Genomic DNA, 19308 nt, shown 5'->3' with positions numbered 1-19308 from the left:
CGACGGGGTCAGAGCCGGCGACGCCGCTGGTAGACCGGGAGCGCGACCGCACCGATCAGGCAGACGACGGCGGGCACGGCCGAGAACAGGAACTCGGTCCAGCTGGTCGGGTGGCCGATCGTGAACAGCAGCAGCGCGATGCCGGCGACGGCGGCCGCGATCGGCAGACCCTTGGAGAAGTTCTGGTGCCAGCCCCAGTCGACCGAGGGCTCGTCGGCCGGGTCGACCCCGGACGCGACCGCGATCTCGCGGGTCTTGCTGGTCGTTGCGCTGTGCGCCACTGCCTTGCTGGCCACCGTGTGTCCTCCTGCTCCGGCTCCGTGCGGGGTCATCGTCGCACAGCTCGCGGGCCGAGGATGATGTGCGGTGATGAAGTCACTCGTCGTGTTGGGCAGCACCGGGTCGATCGGCACCCAGGCCCTGGACGTGATCACCCGCGCCGGCGGGTTCACGGTGTCCGGGCTGGCCGCGGGCGGATCGGACGTGGACCTGCTGGTGTCCCAGGTCCGCACGCACCGCGTCGGGCGGGTCGCAGTCGCGTCCGCCGCGGCGGCGGTGCGGCTGCGGGAGGAGCTGCCCGGCGTCGAGGTGCTCGACGGCCCGGACGCCGCGACCGAGCTGGTCACCGCCTGCGGCGCCGACATCGTCCTGAACGGCATCACCGGCTCCCGCGGCCTCGGCCCGACCCTGGCCGCGCTCGCCACCGGTGCCCGGCTCGCGCTGGCGAACAAGGAGTCGCTGGTCGCGGGCGGCCCGCTGGTGTCCGCGGCGGCCGCGCCGGGGCAGATCGTGCCCGTGGACTCCGAGCACTCCGCGCTCGCGCAGTGCCTGCGCGGTGGACGGGAGTCCGAGGTCGACCGGCTGGTCCTCACCGCCTCGGGCGGCCCGTTCCGCGGCCGGTCGCGCGCGTCGCTGCGGGACGTGACCGTCGAGCAGGCACTGAAGCACCCGACCTGGGACATGGGCCCGGTCATCACGATCAACTCGGCGACGCTGGTGAACAAGGGCCTCGAGGTGATCGAGGCGCACCTGCTGTTCGGGGTGCCCTACGACCGCATCGACGTCACCGTGCACCCGCAGTCGATCGTGCACTCGATGGTCACCTTCACCGATGGCTCGACGATCGCCCAGGCGTCGCCGCCGGACATGCGGCTGCCCATCGCGCTGGCGCTCGGCTGGCCGGACCGCATCGCCGGCGCCTCGGCGCCGTGCCGCTGGGACACCGCGCAGAGCTGGACCTTCGAACCCCTCGACGACGACGCGTTCCCCGGCGTGCGGCTGGCCCGCGCCGCCGGGACCACGGGCGGCTGCCTGCCCGCGGTGCTCAACGCGGCCAACGAGGAGCTCGTCGAGGCGTTCGTCGCCGGGGCGATCGGCTACACCGACGTCACCGACCTCCTCGGCGGGGTGCTGGAGGCGGCCGACGCCTGGACGGGTGACCCGGCTACCGTGGACGACGTGCTGGCTGCCGAGACCTGGGCCCGCGCCCACGCGCGCGAGAAGGCGGGAACGTGACCATCGTCTGGACGGTCGTCGGTATCGCGATCTTCTTCCTCGGGCTGCTGCTGTCGATCGCCTGGCACGAGCTCGGGCACTTCACCACGGCCCGCTGGTTCGGGATCAAGGTCCCGGAGTTCATGGTCGGCTTCGGTCGCACCCTGTGGTCGGTCCGCCGCGGCGAGACCGAGTACGGCATCAAGATGATCCCGCTGGGCGGCTATGTCCGGATGATCGGGATGCTGCCCCCCGCGAAGGGCGGGACGCTGGGCCGCAGCCGTCGCACCGGTCCCTTCCAGGGGCTGATGGACGACGCGCGGCGCCAGTCGCAGGCCGACGTGCTCCCGCAGGACGCGGACCGGCAGTTCTGGACCCGGTCGCCGTGGAAGCGGATCATCGTCATGTTCGCCGGGCCGTTCATGAACCTGATCCTGGCGATCGCGCTGTTCTTCGTGACGTTCATGGGCGTCGGCATGGTCGCGCCGACCACCCAGATCGCCGCGCTCGAGGAGTGCGTGCTCCCGGCAGTGGCGGTGCAGGGCCAGGCCCCGGAGAAGTGCCCGACCGGGGCGCCGCTGGCGCCCGCGCTGGCCGCGGGTGTCCAGCCCGACGACCGCATCGTCGAGGTCGGCGGGCAGCAGTTCGGGCCGGACGACGGCATGGCGGTGCAGGACGCGATCCGCGCGTCGTCGGGGCCGACCCCGATCGTTGTGGAGCGCGGCGACCGGCGGATCCCGCTGACCGTGGACGTCATCCCCAACACCCTGCCGGACCGGAACTCCTCGGACCCGCAGGCCACCGTGACCGCGGGCTACCTGGGGGTCCTGCTCAACACCAGCTACCAGCCGCTGACAGCGGGGGAGACCGTCGCGCAGATCGGCGACGGGGTGGCCCGCACCGCAGAGGCCGTCGTCGCGATCCCGGCGCGTATCCCGGCGCTGTTCGGCGCCGCGTTCCTCGGCGAGGAGCGCGGGCAGGACAGCCCGATGGGCGTCGTCGGCGTCTCCCGGATCGGCGGCGAGATCCTCGCTCAGCAGGACGTGCCCTGGCAGCAGGACGTGGCGTTGTTCCTGAACATGCTCGCCGCGGTGAACCTGTCGCTGTTCCTGCTCAACCTGCTCCCGGTCCCGCCGCTGGACGGCGGCCAGATCGTCCCGGCGATCTGGGAGGCGATCAAGCGCAACACAGCGAAGCTGCTCGGACGCCCCGACCCCGGGCCGGTCGACGCGGCCAAGCTCCTGCCCGTCGCCTACGTCTTCGTGATCGTCTTCCTGGGGTTCTCGGTCATGGTCGCGATCGCCGACATCGTCAACCCGGTGCGGCTGTTCGGGTGAGCGCAGCACCCGAGGGCGCACGCCCGCTGGCGGTCTTCGACATCGACGGCGTCCTCGCCGACGTCTCGCACCGGCTGCACTACCTCGACGTGCACCGGTGGGAGAAGTTCTTCGCCGCCGCGCACGCCGACCCGCTGCTCGACGAGGGCGCGGACCGGCTGCGCGCGGCCCAGGACGAGCACGACGTCGTCTACCTGACCGGCCGCCCCGAGCGGAACCGCAGGCTGACCGAGACCTGGCTGAGGGGCTTCGGCCTGCCGACCGGGCCGCTGTTCATGCGCCCCGACGACGACCACCGCCCCGCCCGCTACGTCAAGCGCGAGGTCCTGCGGCTGCTCGCCCGCGAGCGGGAGATCGCGATGATCCTCGACGACGACCCCGCCGTCGTGCGGGTGCTGACCGAGGACGGCTGGCCGGTGGAGCTGGCGACCTGGCTGCCGCACAGCTCGACGCTGCAGGACGCGCAGGAGAACCAGGGCCGCACGTAGTGCCCCTGCTCACCGGGTACGGCGGGTCCTGCGGCGCGGTGGGATAGTGGAGGTCGTGAGCGTCTCCCTGGGTATGCCGTCCGCGCCCGCGCCGACCCTGGCCCCGCGCCGCAGGACGCGGCAGCTGCAGGTCGGCCCGGTCGGTGTCGGATCCGACCACCCGATCTCCGTCCAGTCCATGACGACCACCCTGACCTCCGACGTCAACGCGACCCTCCAGCAGATCGCCGAGCTGACCGCGGCAGGCTGCGACATCGTGCGCGTCGCCTGCCCGTCCGCCGACGACGCCGAGGCACTGCCCGCGATCGCGCAGAAGTCGCAGATCCCGGTGATCGCCGACATCCACTTCCAGCCCAAGTACGTGTTCGCCGCGATCGAGGCCGGCTGTGCCGCGGTGCGGGTGAACCCGGGCAACATCCGCAAGTTCGACGACCAGGTCAAGGAGATCGCGCAGGCCGCGAAGGACCACGGCACGCCGATCCGGATCGGCGTCAACGCGGGCTCGCTCGACAAGCGCCTGATGGAGAAGTACGGCAAGGCGACGCCCGAGGCGCTCGCCGAGTCGGCCATGTGGGAGGCGGGCCTGTTCGCCGAGCACGACTTCCACGACATCAAGATCTCGGTCAAACACAACGACCCGGTCGTCATGGTGCGGGCCTACGAGCTGCTCGCCGAGCAGTGCGACTACCCGCTGCACCTGGGCGTCACCGAGGCCGGGCCCGCGTTCCAGGGCACGATCAAGTCGGCCGTGGCGTTCGGGGCGCTGCTGCGCCAGGGCATCGGCGACACCATCCGGGTCTCGCTGTCCGCGCCGCCGGTCGAGGAGATCAAGGTCGGCCAGCAGATCCTGGAGTCGCTGAACCTGCGCCCCCGCAAGCTGGAGATCGTGTCCTGCCCGTCCTGCGGTCGGGCCCAGGTCGACGTCTACACCCTCGCCGACGAGGTCACCGCCGGGCTGACCGGCATGGAGGTCCCGCTGCGCGTGGCCGTCATGGGCTGCGTCGTCAACGGTCCCGGCGAGGCCCGCGAGGCCGACCTCGGCGTCGCCTCCGGCAACGGCAAGGGCCAGATCTTCGTCAAGGGCGAGGTCATCAAGACCGTCCCCGAGCACAAGATCGTGGAGACGCTGATCGAGGAGGCCATGCGGCTCGCCGAGGAGATGGGCGAGAGCGTGGACGGTGTGACGGGTGAACCGCAGGTGACCGTCGGCTGAGCGAGTGCCGGTACCGGACGGGCGTCGGCGTGGCATCATGAACCCGTGCTGAGGGTGGCCGGAGCACGGCTTCTCGACGATCGTCACCGCTCCGGGGTGCACGACGTGCTCGACGCCGACCCGGTCGCCGCGTGCATGGTCGCCTCCCGTATCGAGGCGGTCGGCCTCGACCCGTGGCGGCTGGGTGGTGAGCTGTGGTCCCACGGGGCCCCGGCGGACGGTCTGTGCTTCTCCGGGGCGAACCTGGTGCCGTTGCGCGGTGACCGGGCGGCGCTGCGTGCCTTCGCCGACCGGGCCCGCCGGGCCGGACGGGTGTGCTCGTCGCTGGTGGGGCGGGCCGAACTCGTCCTGCCGCTGTGGGAGGACCTCGCACCGGGCTGGGGCCCGGCCCGCGAGGTCCGGCCCGACCAGCCGCTGATGACCCTCGAACGGCCGCCGATGATCGCGCCCGACGCCCGGGTGCGTCCGGTCCGGATCTCCGAACTCGACCGCTACCTGCCGGCCGCCGTCGCGATGTTCACCGAGGAGGTCGGCGTCGACCCCCGCGAGGGCGACGGCGGGGCGGGCTACCGGGCCCGGGTCGCCGAGCTGATCACGTCCGGGCGGGCGTTCGCCCGGTTCCACGACGGTGAGGTCGTGTTCAAGGCCGAGATCGGCGCCCTGTCGCGCACCGTCGGCCAGATCCAGGGGGTCTGGGTGGACCCGGCCTGGCGCGGGCACGGGCTCGGCACGGCCGGGACGTCGGCGGTCGCGGTCGCGCTCGCCGGGATGGGCCGCCGCGCCAGCCTGTACGTCAACGCCTTCAACGCACCGGCCCGGTCCGCGTACCAGCGGGTCGGGTTCGTGCAGGTCGCACGGTTCGCCACCGTCCTGTTCTGAGCACGATCGGGTCGCGGTGCTTGACCGTGCCGCAACGGCACGGTGTCGACTCGGCCGTGGCTGCGGACATCCGCCGCGCCACCACGAGCAGGGAGGTCGTCGTGTCCCGTTCCAGCTCCGCGTCGCCGGTCGTCACCGGGACCGGTCCGCGCCCGGGGTGGGTGGAGGTCGTCGTCGGCCTGGTCGTGCTGGCCGCCGTCGCCTACGGGGGCGGACCGCTGGTGCTGCGGACCCTCGACCCCGGTCCGCTCGCCGGGGGCCTGTTCCTCGCGGCGCTGTCGGGGATCGCGGGCATCGCCGGGTTCGCCGCGGCCGTCGCGGTCCGGCGTCGCCCGCTGCCGGAGTTCGGCGTGCGGGCGACGACCGTGCGCTGGCTGCTGCTCGGCGCCGCCGGGGCGGTGCTGGCGTTCGTCGTCAGCCGGCTGCTGGTGGTCGGGATGGTCGCGCTCGGGATCGAGCCGGAGAACATCCAGGGCGCCTACGCCGACGCGGGCAGCGGCGGGGCCTGGTCGGTGGCGCTGTCGCTGCTGTTCCTCGCGGTGCTGACACCGCTGGGGGAGGAGCTGCTGTTCCGCGGGGTGGTCACCTCGGCGCTGCTGCGCTACGGCGCCGTCGTCGGTGTGCTGGGCAGCGCCGTGGTGTTCGCGCTGGCGCACGGGCTGAATGTGGTGTTCCTGACGGCGCTGGTCGTCGGGCTGGTCGCGGGTGAGCTGCGACGACGCAGCGGCTCGGTGTGGCCGGGGGTGGTCACGCACCTGGTGCACAACGCCATGGCCCAGGTCGTCGCGCTGGCGTTCGCCGGGGTGCTGTGAGCGACGGGCAGATACCAGGCGCCTGATAGCGTCCGGTCCGTGCCCGACGAGGACGTGCCGCTCTGGGAGCTCATCCGGACGGCCCACGTCGTCGCCCGGGGATTCCACCGGGTGTTCGCCCGGGCCGGCCTGACCGCGACCGGCTTCGGCGTGCTCGCCGAGCTCGCCGACCGCGAACGGACGGGCGGGCCGCCGCCGTCGCAGGCCGAGCTCGCCCGGATCGTCCTGCTGCGCCCGCAGAGCGTGGGGGAGCTGGTCACCGACCTCGTCGCCCGCGGCCTCGTTCGCCGCGACGGGCCTGGCGGCCGTGGCCGGCGGGCCGGTCTGGAGCTCACCGACGACGGCCGTGCCGCGCTGGAGCGGGCCCGGCCGCTGGTGCAGGGTTTCTCCGCACCGGAGGCGATCGGCCTCGACGCGGGCCGGACCGCGGAGCTGACCGCGATGCTGCGCACCGTGCGGGAGACGCTGGCCGCGGCGGAGGACTGACGGGGCGCCCGGACACCCGGGCCTCACACCGGGCGCGGCATACTCGCTGATCGTGATCGCCACCCTGCGGAAGCGCCCCCTGGTCCTGGCCGCCGCGATCGTCGTGCTCGTCGCGGTGGGTGTCGTGGTGGCGCTGCTGCGCCCCTGGGGAGGTGCCGGGACGACCGCCGAGCGGTATGTCACGGCCTGGGCCGCGGGGGACGCGCCGGGCGCGGCCGTCTACACCACGGACGCGGAGACGGCGGGCGCCTACCTGCAGAAGTCCCGCGACGATCTCGCCCCGGCCGGCATGACCGCCCGGGTGACCGGCACCCGCACCGACGGCGACCGCGCGACGTCGACGGTGGAGGTCGCCTGGGACCTGGGGCAGGGCCGGGCCTGGAACTACACCCTGGACCTGCCGCTCGTCGCCGCCGACGACGCCGCGGGCAACGACACCGGCTGGGCGGTCGACTGGTCGCCCGCCGCGTTCGCGCCGGGGCTCATCGACGGCCAGCGCCCGGTGACCCGCACCGTGACCGCCGCCCCGGCGCCCGTCCTCGACGCCGGCGGGGCCACGCTGCTCGCGCCCACCCCGGTCGTCACCGTCACCCTGGACAAGGCGCAGGTCGGGCAGGCCGCGGGTGGGCTCGGCTCCGCACTGGGCACGATCGACCCCGCGATCACGGCGTCGAGCATCACCGCGGGCGCGAACGCCGTGCCGGACGGGCAGGCCTACACCGTCGTCGTGCTGCGGGAGCCCGACTACCAGCGGGTCCGCGACCGGATCTACGACCTGCCCGGCGTCCGGTTCGTGTCCTCGACGCGCCTGCTGCCGCCCGACCAGGGCTTCGCGGGGCAGCTGATGCAGGGCGCCCGCGCCGACATCGAGAAGGCCGCCGGCGGGACGCCCGGCTGGTCGGTCGACGTCGTCGGCGCCCGCGGCGAGACCGTCCGCTCGGTGGCCGGGCAGCCCGCTGGGCCGGGGAAGCCGGTCACCCTGGAGCTGGACCGCACCGTGCAGGACGCGGCGCAGGCCGCCGTCGACGCCGACTCCAGGCAGGCCATGATCGTCGCGATCCGGCCGTCCACCGGGGCGGTGCTCGCGGTGGCGCAGAACGCGGCCGCCGACCGCGACGGCGCGCTGGCCCTGACCGGCCGCTACCCGCCCGGCTCCACCTTCAAGATCGTCACCGCGTACGGGGCGATGCCGGCGGAGAACCTCACCCCGCAGTCCCCGGTCGAGTGCCCCGGCACCACCGTCATCGACGGGCGCACCATCCCCAACGAGGACTCCTTCGTACTCGGCACCGTGCCGCTGACCGAGGCGTTCGCGCAGTCCTGCAACACCACGTTCTCCCGGCTCGCCCTCGGCCTGCCCCCCGGCGGCCTCCCGGACGCCGGGAAGGCGCTCGGCTTCGGCGCGGACTGGAAGATCCCCGGGATGACGACGATCACCGGCACCGTCTCACCCGCCACCGACGACCTGCAGCGGGCCAGCGACGGCTTCGGCCAGGGCGACGTCCTCGCCTCCCCGTTCGGCATGGCGCTGGTGTCGGCGACGGTCCAGCACGGCGCGCCCGTCACGCCGTCGCTGATCCGCGGGGCGACGACCGAGGCCGCCGTCGCGCCGGGCACCCCGGACCGCGCGGTGCTCGACCAGCTGCGCCCGATGATGCGGGCCGTCGTCACCTCCGGGACGGCGCGGGCCGCCGCCGGGCAGGGCGAGGTGTACGGCAAGACCGGCACCGCCGAGTACGCGGGCCCCGACGGCGGCAACCGCTCGCACGGCTGGTTCACCGGCTACCGCGGTGACCTGGCCTTCGCCACCCTCATCGTCGACGGCGGGTCGTCCGGGCCCGCGGTGCAGATGACGGCGCGCTTCCTGGCGGGCGTCCCGCGCTGAGCGACCGGCCGGGCGGCGGCGGGACGGCGTGGCGCCGGGCGCCCTACCCTGGTCGTCGTGCACCCCAGCCGGATCCCCGCCCTGGCGTTCGTGGCCGACCTCGTCGCCGTCGTGGTGTTCGCCGCCCTCGGGAGGCTGAGCCACGCCGAGGCCGACAGCGTGCTCGGCCTGCTCGGCACCGCGCTGCCGTTCGCGCTGGGGGTCGCGGTGGCCCGGGCGACGCCGTGGGTGCGGTCGGCGCCGGCGTCGCTGCGCGCCGGGGCGGTCGTGCTCGCCGGGGCCGTGGTCGTCGGGCTCGTGCTGCGGCTGGGGTTCCTGGGGCGGCTGCCGCTGTCGTTCGCCGTCGTCGCGACGATCTCGCTGGCGGTGCTGCTGCTGGGCTGGCGGGGGATCTCCGCCGCCGTCGCGCGGATGCGGGCCCCGCGCACCCCGACCCGCTGAGGGCCCCGGACGTACGATGGGGGTCATGTCGACCCGCACGCTGCTCGTCCCCGGTACGCCGACCCCAAGCCGCGAGGTGCCGTCGCACATCCCGCGTCCGGAGTACGTCGGCAAGCCGGCCCCGGCACGCAGCCGCCGCGGCGACATCCAGACGCCCGAGACGATCGAGCTGATGCGCCACGCCGGGAAGATCGCGGCCCAGGCGCTGCAGCTCGCGGGGGAGACCGTCCGCCCCGGCATCACCACCGACGAGATCGACCGCGTGGTCCACGAGTTCCTCGTCGACCACGACGCGTACCCCTCGACGCTGGGCTACCGCGGCTTCCCCAAGTCCTGCTGCACCAGCCTCAACGAGGTCATCTGCCACGGCATCCCGGACACGACCGTGATCGACGACGGCGACGTGCTCAACGTCGACGTCACCGCGTTCGTCGGCGGGGTGCACGGCGACACCAACGCGACCTTCCTCGCCGGTGACGTGTCGGAGGAGGCGCGGCTGCTCGTCGAACGCACCCGCGAGGCCACGATGCGCGCCATCAAGGCCGTCCGCCCCGGGCGTGAGCTGAACGTCGTCGGCCGGGTCATCGAGTCCTACGCCAAGCGCTTCGGCTACGGCGTGGTCCGCGACTTCACCGGCCACGGCATCGCCCACGAGTTCCACTCCGGGCTGGTCGTGCTGCACTACGACCAGCCCGACGTGCACACCGTCCTCGAGCCGGGGATGACCTTCACCATCGAGCCGATGATCACCCTCGGCGGTATCGACTACGACACCTGGGACGACGACTGGACGGTCGTCACCAAGGACAAGTCGTGGGTCGCGCAGTTCGAGCACACCATCGTGGTGACCGACGACGGCGCGGAGATCCTGACCCTGCCCTGAGGCGGGTCCGCCCGGCGTGGGAGGTCAGGCGGCGGCGCGTTCGCGCAGCAGGGCCAGCGCCTCGTCGGCGTGCTTGTTCATGTCGGTCTCGGACCCGATCTCGGCGAGGACGGCGCGGTCCGGGCCGATCACGAACGTCCTGCGGCGGGTGTGGAAGTTCCCCGGGAGCCAGGCGCGGTAGGCACCGAAGGACTTCGCGACGGTGTGGTCGGCGTCGGACAGCAGCGGGAACCCGAGGCCGTTCGCGGCGGCGAACATGTTCTGCTTGTCCGGCCGGTCCGAGGAGATCCCGACCGGCTGCGCCCCGACCTCGGCGAACTCGGCCGCGAGGTCCCGGAAGTGGCAGGCCTCGGCGGTGCAGCCACCGGTCATCGCGGCCGGGTAGAAGAACAGGACGACGGGCCCCGCGGCCAGCAGGTCGGACAGCCGACGCGGTGCGCCGGCCTCGTCGGGCAGCTCGAAGTCGGTGGCGGTGTCGCCGACGGCCATGGTGTCTCCTCGGGTCGCGGGTGCGGGGTGGGTCAGGAACGTGGGGGCAGCGGGAGGAACCCGCTGGTGCGGCGGACGTAGTCGGCGTAGCCGGGGCGCCGGTCGGCGATGTCGCGTTCCAGCAGCGCCGCGCCGGTGCCCTTCATCAGGTTCGCCGTGATCACGGCGACCCCGACGAGGCCGATCAGCCCGGCCGGGTGGTGCAGGGCGAGGATGCCCAGGCCCCACCAGACACACGCGTCGCCGAAGTAGTTGGGGTGGCGGGTGAACCGCCACAGGCCGCGGTCCATCACCTCGCCGCGGTTCGCGGGGTCGGCGGTGAACCGGGCCAGCTGGGCGTCGCCGACGGACTCGAAGGTGAACCCGACCGCCCAGACGAGCACGCCGACCACGGTGACGGCGACCAGCCATCCGGTGGTCGCGGTGCCGTACTGGGCGACCTGCACGGGGAGCGAGACGACCCACATCACCGCGCCCTGGGTGAGGTAGACGCGCCGGCCGATCGAGCCGCGCTCGCGCAGGTCGACGTAGCGCCGGTCCTCGGGCTTGCCGTGGTTGCGCCGCGCGATGTGGCGGGCCAGTCGCCCGCCCCACACCGCGACGAGCACGACCACCAGGGCGCGCCGCCAGCCGTCGCCGGTCGGGTCGAGGGCCGTCGCGGTCACCGCGGTGACGAGTGCGACCCACACGAACCCGAGCCCCCAGACGACGTCGACGCCGTCGTGCCGGCCGCGCCGCACCCCGATCGCGTACGCGAGGGCCATGAGCACGGCGACGGCGACGGCGGTGACGCCGAGGTTGACGGCCCACGCCGCCCAGGGGAACGGGTTCACTCCGGTCATGCTGTCGCGGCCGGCGACGGCGCGCCCGCCGGGGCGGACCCGACGGCCGGGTCGAGCCCCAGGATCCCGGTGCGGCTGCGCGGGAGCCCGGAGGTGCCGTCGACGCCGGGGCGGACGGTGAGGATCTGGTGCACGCCCATCCGGTTCTCCTCGAACGCCAGCGCGGCACCGGCCAGGTACAGCAGCCAGATCCGCCACTGCTCCTCGCCGATCATCCGGACCGCGGTGTCGCGGTGCGCCTGCAGCGTCTCCAACCAGGGCCGGACCGTCCACACGTAGTGCTCGCGCAGCGAGTGCACGTCGACGATCTCGTGCCCGGCCTGCTCCAGGAACCCGAGGGTCTCACCGAGCGGGCGCATGTACATGTCCGGCGCGACGTAGGCCTCCATGAACGCGCCGCCGCCGGGTGCGGTGTTCGACCCGACCGACCCGCGCGACATCTGCTGCAGCAGCAGGCGTCCGTGCGGGCGCAGCATGCGGTGCAGCTGTGCGGCGTAGACGCCGTAGTTCTCCTGCCCGACGTGCTCGCCCATCTCGATGGAGGACACGGCGTCGAAGGGCTGCTCGGAGATCTCGCGGTAGTCCTGCAACCGGATCTCCACCCGCTCGGACAGCCCGGCACGGCGGACCCGCTCGACGCCGTAGTCGCGCTGCTGGGCCGAGAGCGTGACGCCGGTGGCGTGCACGCCGTAGTGCTCGGCCGCGTGCACGAGCAGCGAGGCCCACCCGCAGCCGACGTCGAGCAGCCGCATCCCCGGCGCCAGGCCGAGCTTGCGGCAGATCAGGTCCAGCTTGTCGCGCTGGGCGTCGACCAGGGTGTAGTCGGGGCCCTCGTCGCGGGTCCAGTAGCCGCACGAGTACGCCATCTGCGGGTCGAGCAGGAAGGCGTAGAACTCGTTCGACAGGTCGTAGTGGTGGCTGATCGCGTCGCGGTCGCGGCGGCGGCTGTGCCGCCGCCCGCCCAGCCGGGCCTCCGACGCCGGCGGCCGCGGCGGGGTGCCGACGGCACCGAGCCGGGCCGCGGTGCCCAGCGCACCCAGCTTCTGACGCAGGTCGAGCGTCGCCGAACCGGTCCCCGGCTTCGCGAGCGCCCAGAACCGGGACAGCCCGTCGGCGACGTCACCGTCGACGGACAGGTCACCGGAGACGAACGCGCGGGCCAGGCCGAGCTCACCCGGCGCCCACAGCAGCCGGCGCAGGGCCCGGCGGCGGTTCACGATCACCGTCGGTGGGTTCGGGTCGGCGGGGGTGCCGGTCCGACCGGCCTCGCTGCCGTCCCAGGCGCGGAGCCGCACCGGGAGCGGGGCGCCGAGGACGTCCTCCAGGAGCGAGGTGAGGCGCTCCGCGGGGGTGGTGGTCATGGGGGCACCTCTCAGAAGGACGGGCGGCGCTGCAGCGAGAACTGGACGACGTCGAGGTAGCCGACGCGGAACCCGGCCTCGCAGTAGCCGAGGTAGAACTCCCACATCCGCCGGAACGTCTCGTCGAAGCCGAGCGCCTCGACCTCGTCCCACCGAGCGAGGAAGCGGGTGCGCCAGTGGCCCAGGGTGCGGGCGTAGTCGTAGCCCAGGCTCCGGCGCTCGGCGACGTGCAGCCCGCCGGTGTGCCGGGCGAGGTTGTCCTCGATGGCCTCGACCGACGGGATGATCCCGCCGGGGAAGACGTACTTGTGGATCCAGGTGTAGTCGTTGCGGGCGACCATCATCCGGTCGTGCGGCATCGTGATCGATTGCAGGCCGACCCGCCCGCCCGGCTTGAGCAGCCGGTCCAGTGCGGCGAAGTACGTCGGCCAGTACTCGACGCCGACGGCCTCGATCATCTCGACCGACACGACGGCGTCGTAGGAGCCCTGGGCCTCGCGGTAGTCGCGCAGCAGCACCTGCACCCGGTCGGCCACGCCCGCCTCGGCGAGCCGCGCCTCGGCGAGGGTCTTCTGCTCCTGCGAGATCGTCAGCGTGGTGACCCGGGCGCCGCGCTGCGCGGCCCGCGTCGCGAGCCCGCCCCAGCCGGTGCCGATCTCCAGCACGTGCATCCCGGCCTCGACGCCCGCCATGTCCAGGATGCCGTCGATCTTGCGTTCCTGGGCGAGGACGAGGTCGTCGGAACCGTCGGCGAACCAGCCGGCGGAGTAGGACATGGTGTCGTCGAGGAACAGCGAGAACAGCTCGTTGGACAGGTCGTAGTGGCGGTGGATGTTCTCCCGCGACCCCTCGACCGAGTTGACCTCGGCGGTGGGCCGGCGGGCCTCGGCGAACCGGCGGCCCAGCCGCTGCAGGGCGGGCGGCACCAGCGTCGACAGCCGGGCGGCGAACGGGGTGAGCAGCCCGGGCAGGTCGGTGGTCGTCCAGTCGCCGACCATGTACGACTCGCCGAAACCGATCTTGGAGTTCGCGCCGAGCCGGTGGAAGAACGCCGACGGGCGCTCGATGCGCATGACCGGCGAGGTCGGGCCGCCCGCACCGAGCCGCTCCCCGCCGGGGAACACCACACGCACCGGCAGCGACCGGACCGCGTTGCGGAACAGCGACTCCGCGATCCGGGCCTTGGCCGGAGCCACGGGCGGTGTCGCCAGACCGGGCCACACACCCTCGTTGGGGCGGGGCACGGCGTGCGTGCGGGGCCGGGTGCCGCGCGCGCCACCGGAGGTGGGCACGGCGATCCCGTCGTGCTGCATGGTCATCGCGTGACCCCTTCCTGGTGCTGATCCTGTGTGGAGTGTTCGTCGGGGAGGCCTGCGCGGTTCTGTGGTGGCCGGGCCGGTTTCGGCACGACCGGCAGCTTCGTCCACAGCGCGATGCCGTGCCGCCGGATCAGCGCCGCGGTCCGCTGGGTGACGAGCGGGCGGCGCAGCACCGTGCGCGCCACCTGCCGGGTGGTCGCGGGCCTGCGGATCCCCGCCAGGGTGGCGACGAACGCGGGCGCACCGTCCTGGTGCAGCGTGATCGCGATGCCGAGCCGGTCGTCGGGCTCGGGCAGGCGCATCGTGTAGTGGCCGTCGACCGTGAGGAACGGCGAGACGTAGAACTCCTTGTCCACGCCCGCCCGGCCCGACGGGTCGGGGTGCAGCAGGTAGCAGTGCCGCTCGCCGTAGGTGTTGTGCACCTCCGCGACCACGCAGGCGAGGGTGCCGTCGGCGCGGTGGCACCAGAACACCGAGATCGGGTTGAACACGTAGCCGAGCACCCGGGCGTGGGCGAGCATCAGGACCCGGCCCCCGGCCAGGTCGATGCCGTGCGCGGCCAGGTAGGTGTCGACGTTCTCCCGGATCCCGCGCTCCGGGTCCCCGAGGTGGTCGCGGGCGTCGAAGCGCGCGAACGGGCGCAGCCAGAACGGCAGCCGCGGCAGCGCGTCCAGGTCGACGAGCCAGTAGTAGATCGGGTGCGAGAACGCCGTCTCCAGGTCGCGCCGGCGGGCGTGACGGACCTCGGCGTCGTAGAGCGCCGGGGTGCTCACCAGCTCACCCCGAGCGCGCGGGCGGCGCGCACGCCCGAGGCGCAGCCGTCCTCGTGGAAGCCCCAGCCGTGGTAGGCACCGGCGTAGGCGGTGACCGGGGTGTTCAGCTCCGGCAGGCGGCGCTGGGCGGCCACCGAGTCCGGCGTGTACACCGGGTGCTCGTAGGTCATCCGCGCGACGACGGCGTCCGGGTCGATCCGCCCGGCGCCGTTCAGCGTGACCACCCAGTCGTCGGGGTCGGTGAGGCGCATCAGCCGGTTCATGTCGTAGCTGACCAGGACCGGGGCCGCGGTGCCCTCGGATCCGCCCGGCCCGCCCGTGGCGTCCGCGCAGGCGGGCTTGAGATAGTTCCAGGACGCCCGGGCGCCGGGTCGGCGCGGCAGCAGCGAGGTGTCGTGGTGCAGCCAGGTCTCGTTGCGGGAGTAGGTGAACGCCCCCAGCACGGCCCGCTCGTCGGCGGTGGCGCCGTCGCCGAGGACCGCCAGCGCCTGGTCGGGATGGGTCGCGAGCACGACGTGGTCGAACGCGGCGACGGCGTCGGCGTCGTCCCGGACCTCGACGCCCGCGGTCGAGCGCAGGACCGAGCGGACCGGCGTCGCGGTGCGCACCGCCGGGAGCTGCTTGACGACACGGTCCACATAGGAGCGGGACCCGCCGGTGACGGTCCGCCACTGCGGAGAGCCGCCGATCCCGAGCATGCCGTGGTGGTCGAGGAAGGTGAACAGGTAGCGCGCCGGGTAGTCCAGCGAGAGCGCCGCGCCCGCCGACCACACGCAGGACACCACCGGGATCATGAAGTGCTGCACGAAGTAGCGGGAGTAGCCGCCGATCGCGAGGAACGCCCCGAGCGTGGTGAGATCCGGCGCCGCCGCCCGCTCCTCGTACGCGAGAACCCGGCGTGCGTGCCGGTGGAACCGCACGACCTCGCCGAGCATCCGCAGGTAGGCCGGCCGGGCCACGTTGGAGGCCTGCGGGAACAGACCACCCAGCTTGCGGGCACCGGCGTACTCCAGCCCGCAGCCGTCGCAGCGCACCGACATCGACATGTCGGAGTCCTGGGTGGACACCCCCAGCTCGCCGAACAGGCGCAGCAGGTTCGGGTAGGTGCGGTCGTTGTGGACGATGAACCCGGAGTCGACGTGGGTGGTCCCGCCGTCCGACGACGCCAGCTCGTGGGTGTGGGCGTGCCCGCCGGGGCGGGCGTCGGCCTCGTACAGCGTCACGTCGTGGCTGCGGGACAGCAGGTAGGCGGCCGTCAGACCGGACACCCCGCTGCCGACCACGGCGACGGTCGGACGCGCCTGCGGTGCACTCACCTGTCAACTCCTTCGAGGGCGACCCGCAGCCCGGCCGGGGCGGGTTCCGCCATGGCGTTCGCGATGACCGGGTCACGGGGTTCGGCCCCGAGCTCGCCGAGTGCGAAACGTCGCACCAGGGAGGTCCAGTCACCGGCGCGGCGGAGCATGGCGTGGCCGTCGCCGAGCACGTCGAAGCGGGCGACCCGGTCGGTCACCGACCGGGCGCGCAGGGCGTAGGCGTAGGACGCCGCGGGGTCGGTCATCCGCTCCCGGTCACCGTGGGCGATCAGCACCGACCGCCCGGCGAGCTGGTCGACCGGGTCGGAGCCCTCCAGCCAGGGGGCGAGCCCGCACACCGCGACGACGCCGGGGGCGCCCGCCGCCCGCAGCACCGCGCGGGCACCCATCGAGTGCCCGACGAGCACGACCGGGCGTCCCGGGTAGCGGCGCGCGAGCTCGTGGACGGCCCACTCGGCGTCGCGGTAGGCGTCCATGGCCGGGCCGTTCCAGCCCTTCAGCCGGTAGCGCAGCAGGTGCACCGCGACGCCCGAGCCCACCTCGGTCCGATGGGCGCGCCCGCCGCGCTCCAGGGAGTGCGCGAACGGCAGCATGCGCAGCAGTGCCAGCCCGCGCCGGGCGGGCGCCGTGGAGTGCGACTTCCCGCCGTGGGCGACCAGCACGACACCGGCCGGTTCGGGGTGTCGGTCGCCGGCCTTCTCCAGCCACGGACTCGGATCGGGCACGGGGCGCCTCGCAGGGGACGGGGTGCACGGGGCACCGGGACGGTCTCGGCGCGTGTTCGTCCGGCGGCCCGGTGGTGGCCGGTCGGTGGGACCGTCCTCACATCGGGTCGGCCCGGACACGGTCCGCGACCGGTGCGTACCCGTCGACCCTAGATCGGGTCCGCAGTACCTTGCTCGTCGAGACATCTCGGCGCGCGGGGATCGCTCGAACGGGTGAGGTCTGTGTCACCCCCGGTGGTCACGGCCGGGGTGGGTAGGACCACGGGCACACCCGGTCGTCGTGAGGGGCGAAGATGGTCGTGCGCCCGGGACCGGGCGCTGCGGACGGACGGGCGGGGAGAGGACGACGACGATGGGCGTGCCACCGGAGCTGACGGTGTGGCAGAAGGTCGTGGCGACGGTGCGACGCCGGCGTCGCGGGTCGGGCTTCTGGTTCGGGCTCGCGATCGCGGTGATCTGGCCGTTCGTCGTCTTCGGGACCCGGCTGGGCTGGCGCGGCGCGGAGCACCTGCCGCGCGCCGGCGGCGCCCTGCTGGTCGGCAACCACGTCTCGTTCTCCGACCCGATCTTCGACATCGCCTTCGGCACGGCGCACGGCCGGATCCCGCGGTTCCTGGCCAAGGGTGAGCTGTGGTCGGTGCCGGTGGTGAAGTGGGTACTCGGGCACGGCGGGCACATCCCGGTGTACCGGTCGTCGAAGCGGGCGGCGGAGTCGTTCACCGGCTCGATCGACGCCCTGGAGCGCGGGGAGATCGTCGCGATCTACCCGGAGGGCACCTACACCCGCGACCCCGGGCACTGGCCGATGAAGCCGAAGAACGGCGTCGCCCGGATCGCGCTGCGCTCCGGCGCCCCGGTGATCCCGATGGCGAACTGGGGCACCCAGGACTTCCTGCCCGCCGACGGGAAGCCGACGCCGTTCCCGCGCAAGCGGGTCACGGTCGCGCTCGGCCCGCCGGTGGACCTCTCGGAGTTCGCCGGGAAGCCGCTCACGAAGACCACCCTCGACGCGGCCACCGCGAAGATCATGGACGCGGTGACCGGGCTGCTCGAGGAGCTGCGCGAGGAGACCCGCCCGGCGACGCCGTACGACCCGGAGGCGCGGCCGCGCCCGGAGGCGCCCGGCGACCCGCTCGACCCGGCCGAGCGCGCCGCCGGCTGAGCCTCAGATCTCCAGCCCCAGCAGGGCGTTCTCGATGACCTCGGGCAGCGCCGGGTGGATCCAGTGCTGCCCGGTCGCGATCTCGGAGACCGTCTGGCCGAACACCATCGCCTGGATCAGCTGCTGGACCAGCGTCGACGCCTGCGGCCCGAGCAGGTGCGCGCCCAGCAGCCGTCCGGTGCCCTTCTCCGCGACCAGCTTGCAGATGCCGGTGCGGTCCTCCATCGCCCAGCCGTAGGCGACGTCGCCGACGTTCTGCACCTTGACCGCGATGTCGAACCCGGCGTCGCGGGCCTCGGTCTCGGTCATGCCGACCGAGGCGATCTGCGGCTCGGTGAACACCGCGGCCGGGACGACGTCGTGGTTGGTGGCGCTCAGGTCGTCCGGGTGCGCCAGGTTGTGCCCGACGATCTTGGCCTCGTGGTTGGCCACGTGCTTGAGCTGGTGGGGCGAACTCACGTCGCCCAGAGCCCACACGCCCGCGGCGGAGACGCTGCGCTGGTACTCGTCGACGGCGACCCGGCCGTCGGCGTGCACGGTCACGCCGCCCCGGTCCAGGTCCATCCGGTCGCCGTTGGGCATCCGGCCGGTGGCGACGAGCAGCGTGTCGGCGACGACGGTGGAGCCGTCGTCGAGGGTGATCTCCACCTCGCCGGGGCCGCCGCTGCCGTCGCCGGACAGCGCGGTGACCTGACGGCCCAGCCGGCAGTCCCAGCGGGCGGTGGCGACCTCGGTGAACCGGTCGGACAGCGTGTCGTCGAGGTGGCGCAGCAGCTTCGGTCCGCGGGCGATCACGGTGACCTCGGCGCCGAGCGCGGAGAACACGTGCGCGAACTCGGACGCGATGTAGCCGCCGCCGAGGATCGCGAGCCGGCGCGGGACGTCGTCGATCCGCATCACGGTGTCGGAGGTCTCGAACGGCACACCGGCGTCGCGGACCAGCGGCGGGATGCTCGGCCGCGACCCGGCGGCGATGACGATCCGGTCGCCGGTGACGGTGTCGGTGCCGGAGCCGTCGGTGCGCTCGACGCCCAGTTCGCGCTCGCCGGTGAAGCGGGCGTGCCCGAAGTACACGGTGACGTTGGGGCTGCGGTCGACCCGGTAGGAGCGCCCACCGTCGGAGATCGGGTCGATCCGGCCGAACACCCGGTCCCGGATGTCGGCCCAGCGGATCTTGTCGACGGTGCCGTCGACGCCGTAGGTGTGCGCGTGCCGGATGGTCTCGGCGACGTCCGCGGCGTAGACGTACATCTTGGTCGGGATGCAGCCGACGTTCAGACAGGTCCCGCCGAACACCCCGTGCTCGACGATCGCGACGTCGAGATCGGCGAAGCGTTCGTCGATGAAGGTGTTTCCGGAACCGGTGCCGATGACGACCAGATCATGGTGGGCCACGTCGCGAG

General features: G+C 73.5%; 20 protein-coding genes. 11 read left to right on the top strand and 9 right to left on the bottom strand.

What is annotated here, in order from left to right; translation table 11 throughout:
- Window positions 1-8 precede the first annotated feature (8 nt).
- The gene (locus DMP15_RS22450; protein ID WP_157818502.1) at window positions 9-296 is read right to left on the bottom strand and encodes a DUF2631 domain-containing protein; all 288 of its coding nucleotides are present in this window, start codon (window positions 294-296) and stop codon (window positions 9-11) included.
- A gap of 73 nt (window positions 297-369) precedes the next feature.
- Here DMP15_RS22450 and dxr point away from each other — a divergent pair, with 73 nt between their 5' ends.
- The 10 genes from dxr (at window position 370) to map (ending at window position 9918) form a co-directional block, all read left to right on the top strand.
- Window positions 370-1515, top strand: a complete 1146-nt coding sequence (gene dxr / locus DMP15_RS22445; protein ID WP_073578159.1) for a 1-deoxy-D-xylulose-5-phosphate reductoisomerase — start codon at window positions 370-372, stop codon at window positions 1513-1515.
- Window positions 1512-2831, top strand: coding sequence for a M50 family metallopeptidase (locus DMP15_RS22440; RefSeq protein ID WP_073578158.1), 1320 nt, complete (start codon window positions 1512-1514; stop codon window positions 2829-2831). Before dxr ends, DMP15_RS22440 begins: the two co-directional genes overlap by 4 nt.
- Window positions 2828-3319, top strand: a complete 492-nt coding sequence (locus DMP15_RS22435; protein WP_073578157.1) for a phosphatase domain-containing protein — start codon at window positions 2828-2830, stop codon at window positions 3317-3319. The genes DMP15_RS22440 and DMP15_RS22435 overlap by 4 nt, the downstream gene beginning before the upstream one ends.
- Window positions 3320-3374: 55 nt before the next feature.
- Complete coding sequence (gene ispG, locus DMP15_RS22430; protein ID WP_174565920.1) at window positions 3375-4532, top strand: flavodoxin-dependent (E)-4-hydroxy-3-methylbut-2-enyl-diphosphate synthase; 1158 nt, start codon at window positions 3375-3377, stop codon at window positions 4530-4532.
- A 45-nt stretch (window positions 4533-4577) separates the two neighbouring features.
- Entirely contained in the window at window positions 4578-5411 is an 834-nt protein-coding gene (locus DMP15_RS22425; RefSeq protein ID WP_073578155.1) for a GNAT family N-acetyltransferase, read from the top strand.
- A gap of 101 nt (window positions 5412-5512) precedes the next feature.
- Window positions 5513-6223: a CPBP family intramembrane glutamic endopeptidase gene (locus DMP15_RS22420; protein ID WP_073578286.1), complete on the top strand. Its 711-nt coding sequence runs from the start codon at window positions 5513-5515 to the stop codon at window positions 6221-6223.
- A 39-nt stretch (window positions 6224-6262) separates the two neighbouring features.
- Complete coding sequence (locus DMP15_RS22415; protein ID WP_073578154.1) at window positions 6263-6709, top strand: MarR family winged helix-turn-helix transcriptional regulator; 447 nt, start codon at window positions 6263-6265, stop codon at window positions 6707-6709.
- A 52-nt stretch (window positions 6710-6761) separates the two neighbouring features.
- A complete protein-coding gene (locus DMP15_RS22410; RefSeq protein ID WP_337826405.1) occupies window positions 6762-8594 on the top strand; it encodes a penicillin-binding transpeptidase domain-containing protein in 1833 nt (610 codons plus the stop codon).
- 57 nt (window positions 8595-8651) lie between these two features.
- On the top strand, window positions 8652-9035 hold the full coding sequence (locus tag DMP15_RS22405; RefSeq protein WP_083659088.1) for a DUF3054 domain-containing protein: 384 nt from the start codon (window positions 8652-8654) through the stop codon (window positions 9033-9035).
- 25 nt (window positions 9036-9060) lie between these two features.
- Entirely contained in the window at window positions 9061-9918 is an 858-nt protein-coding gene (gene map / locus DMP15_RS22400; RefSeq protein WP_073578284.1) for a type I methionyl aminopeptidase, read from the top strand.
- 24 nt (window positions 9919-9942) lie between these two features.
- On the opposite strand, the gene DMP15_RS22395 is transcribed toward map, so the two are convergent.
- Genes DMP15_RS22395 through DMP15_RS22365 form a run of 7 tightly spaced genes read right to left on the bottom strand, consistent with a single transcriptional unit; the run spans window position 9943 to window position 16743 of the window.
- The gene (locus tag DMP15_RS22395) at window positions 9943-10407 is read right to left on the bottom strand and encodes a peroxiredoxin (RefSeq protein WP_073578152.1); all 465 of its coding nucleotides are present in this window, start codon (window positions 10405-10407) and stop codon (window positions 9943-9945) included.
- A 32-nt stretch (window positions 10408-10439) separates the two neighbouring features.
- On the bottom strand, window positions 10440-11249 hold the full coding sequence (locus tag DMP15_RS22390; RefSeq protein WP_073578151.1) for a DUF1295 domain-containing protein: 810 nt from the start codon (window positions 11247-11249) through the stop codon (window positions 10440-10442).
- A complete protein-coding gene (locus tag DMP15_RS22385) occupies window positions 11246-12610 on the bottom strand; it encodes an SAM-dependent methyltransferase (protein WP_073578150.1) in 1365 nt (454 codons plus the stop codon). Before DMP15_RS22385 ends, DMP15_RS22390 begins: the two co-directional genes overlap by 4 nt.
- A gap of 11 nt (window positions 12611-12621) precedes the next feature.
- Window positions 12622-13929, bottom strand: a complete 1308-nt coding sequence (locus DMP15_RS22380) for an SAM-dependent methyltransferase (protein ID WP_083659087.1) — start codon at window positions 13927-13929, stop codon at window positions 12622-12624.
- The gene (locus DMP15_RS22375) at window positions 13926-14702 is read right to left on the bottom strand and encodes a DUF1365 domain-containing protein (protein ID WP_100880004.1); all 777 of its coding nucleotides are present in this window, start codon (window positions 14700-14702) and stop codon (window positions 13926-13928) included. The genes DMP15_RS22380 and DMP15_RS22375 overlap by 4 nt, the downstream gene beginning before the upstream one ends.
- Complete coding sequence (locus tag DMP15_RS22370) at window positions 14699-16018, bottom strand: NAD(P)/FAD-dependent oxidoreductase (RefSeq protein ID WP_073578148.1); 1320 nt, start codon at window positions 16016-16018, stop codon at window positions 14699-14701. The genes DMP15_RS22375 and DMP15_RS22370 overlap by 4 nt, the downstream gene beginning before the upstream one ends.
- Window positions 16015-16743 (bottom strand): alpha/beta hydrolase, encoded by a 729-nt coding sequence (locus tag DMP15_RS22365; RefSeq protein ID WP_073578147.1) that lies wholly within the window; start codon window positions 16741-16743, stop codon window positions 16015-16017. Before DMP15_RS22365 ends, DMP15_RS22370 begins: the two co-directional genes overlap by 4 nt.
- Window positions 16744-17095: 352 nt before the next feature.
- On the opposite strand from DMP15_RS22365, the gene DMP15_RS22360 reads away from it, so the two are divergent.
- Entirely contained in the window at window positions 17096-17905 is an 810-nt protein-coding gene (locus DMP15_RS22360) for a lysophospholipid acyltransferase family protein (protein ID WP_167379122.1), read from the top strand.
- Window positions 17906-17908: 3 nt separating this feature from the next.
- On the opposite strand, the gene DMP15_RS22355 is transcribed toward DMP15_RS22360, so the two are convergent.
- Window positions 17909-19300: a mycothione reductase gene (locus DMP15_RS22355; protein ID WP_337826404.1), complete on the bottom strand. Its 1392-nt coding sequence runs from the start codon at window positions 19298-19300 to the stop codon at window positions 17909-17911.
- Window positions 19301-19308 lie beyond the last annotated feature (8 nt).

It is taken from the genome of Pseudonocardia sp. UM4_GMWB1, from assembly GCF_017312155.1.
GTDB lineage: Bacteria > Actinomycetota > Actinomycetes > Mycobacteriales > Pseudonocardiaceae > Pseudonocardia > Pseudonocardia alni.
The sequence above is the reverse complement of the archived record's forward strand: the minus strand, read 5'-3'. Positions and strand labels throughout refer to the sequence as shown.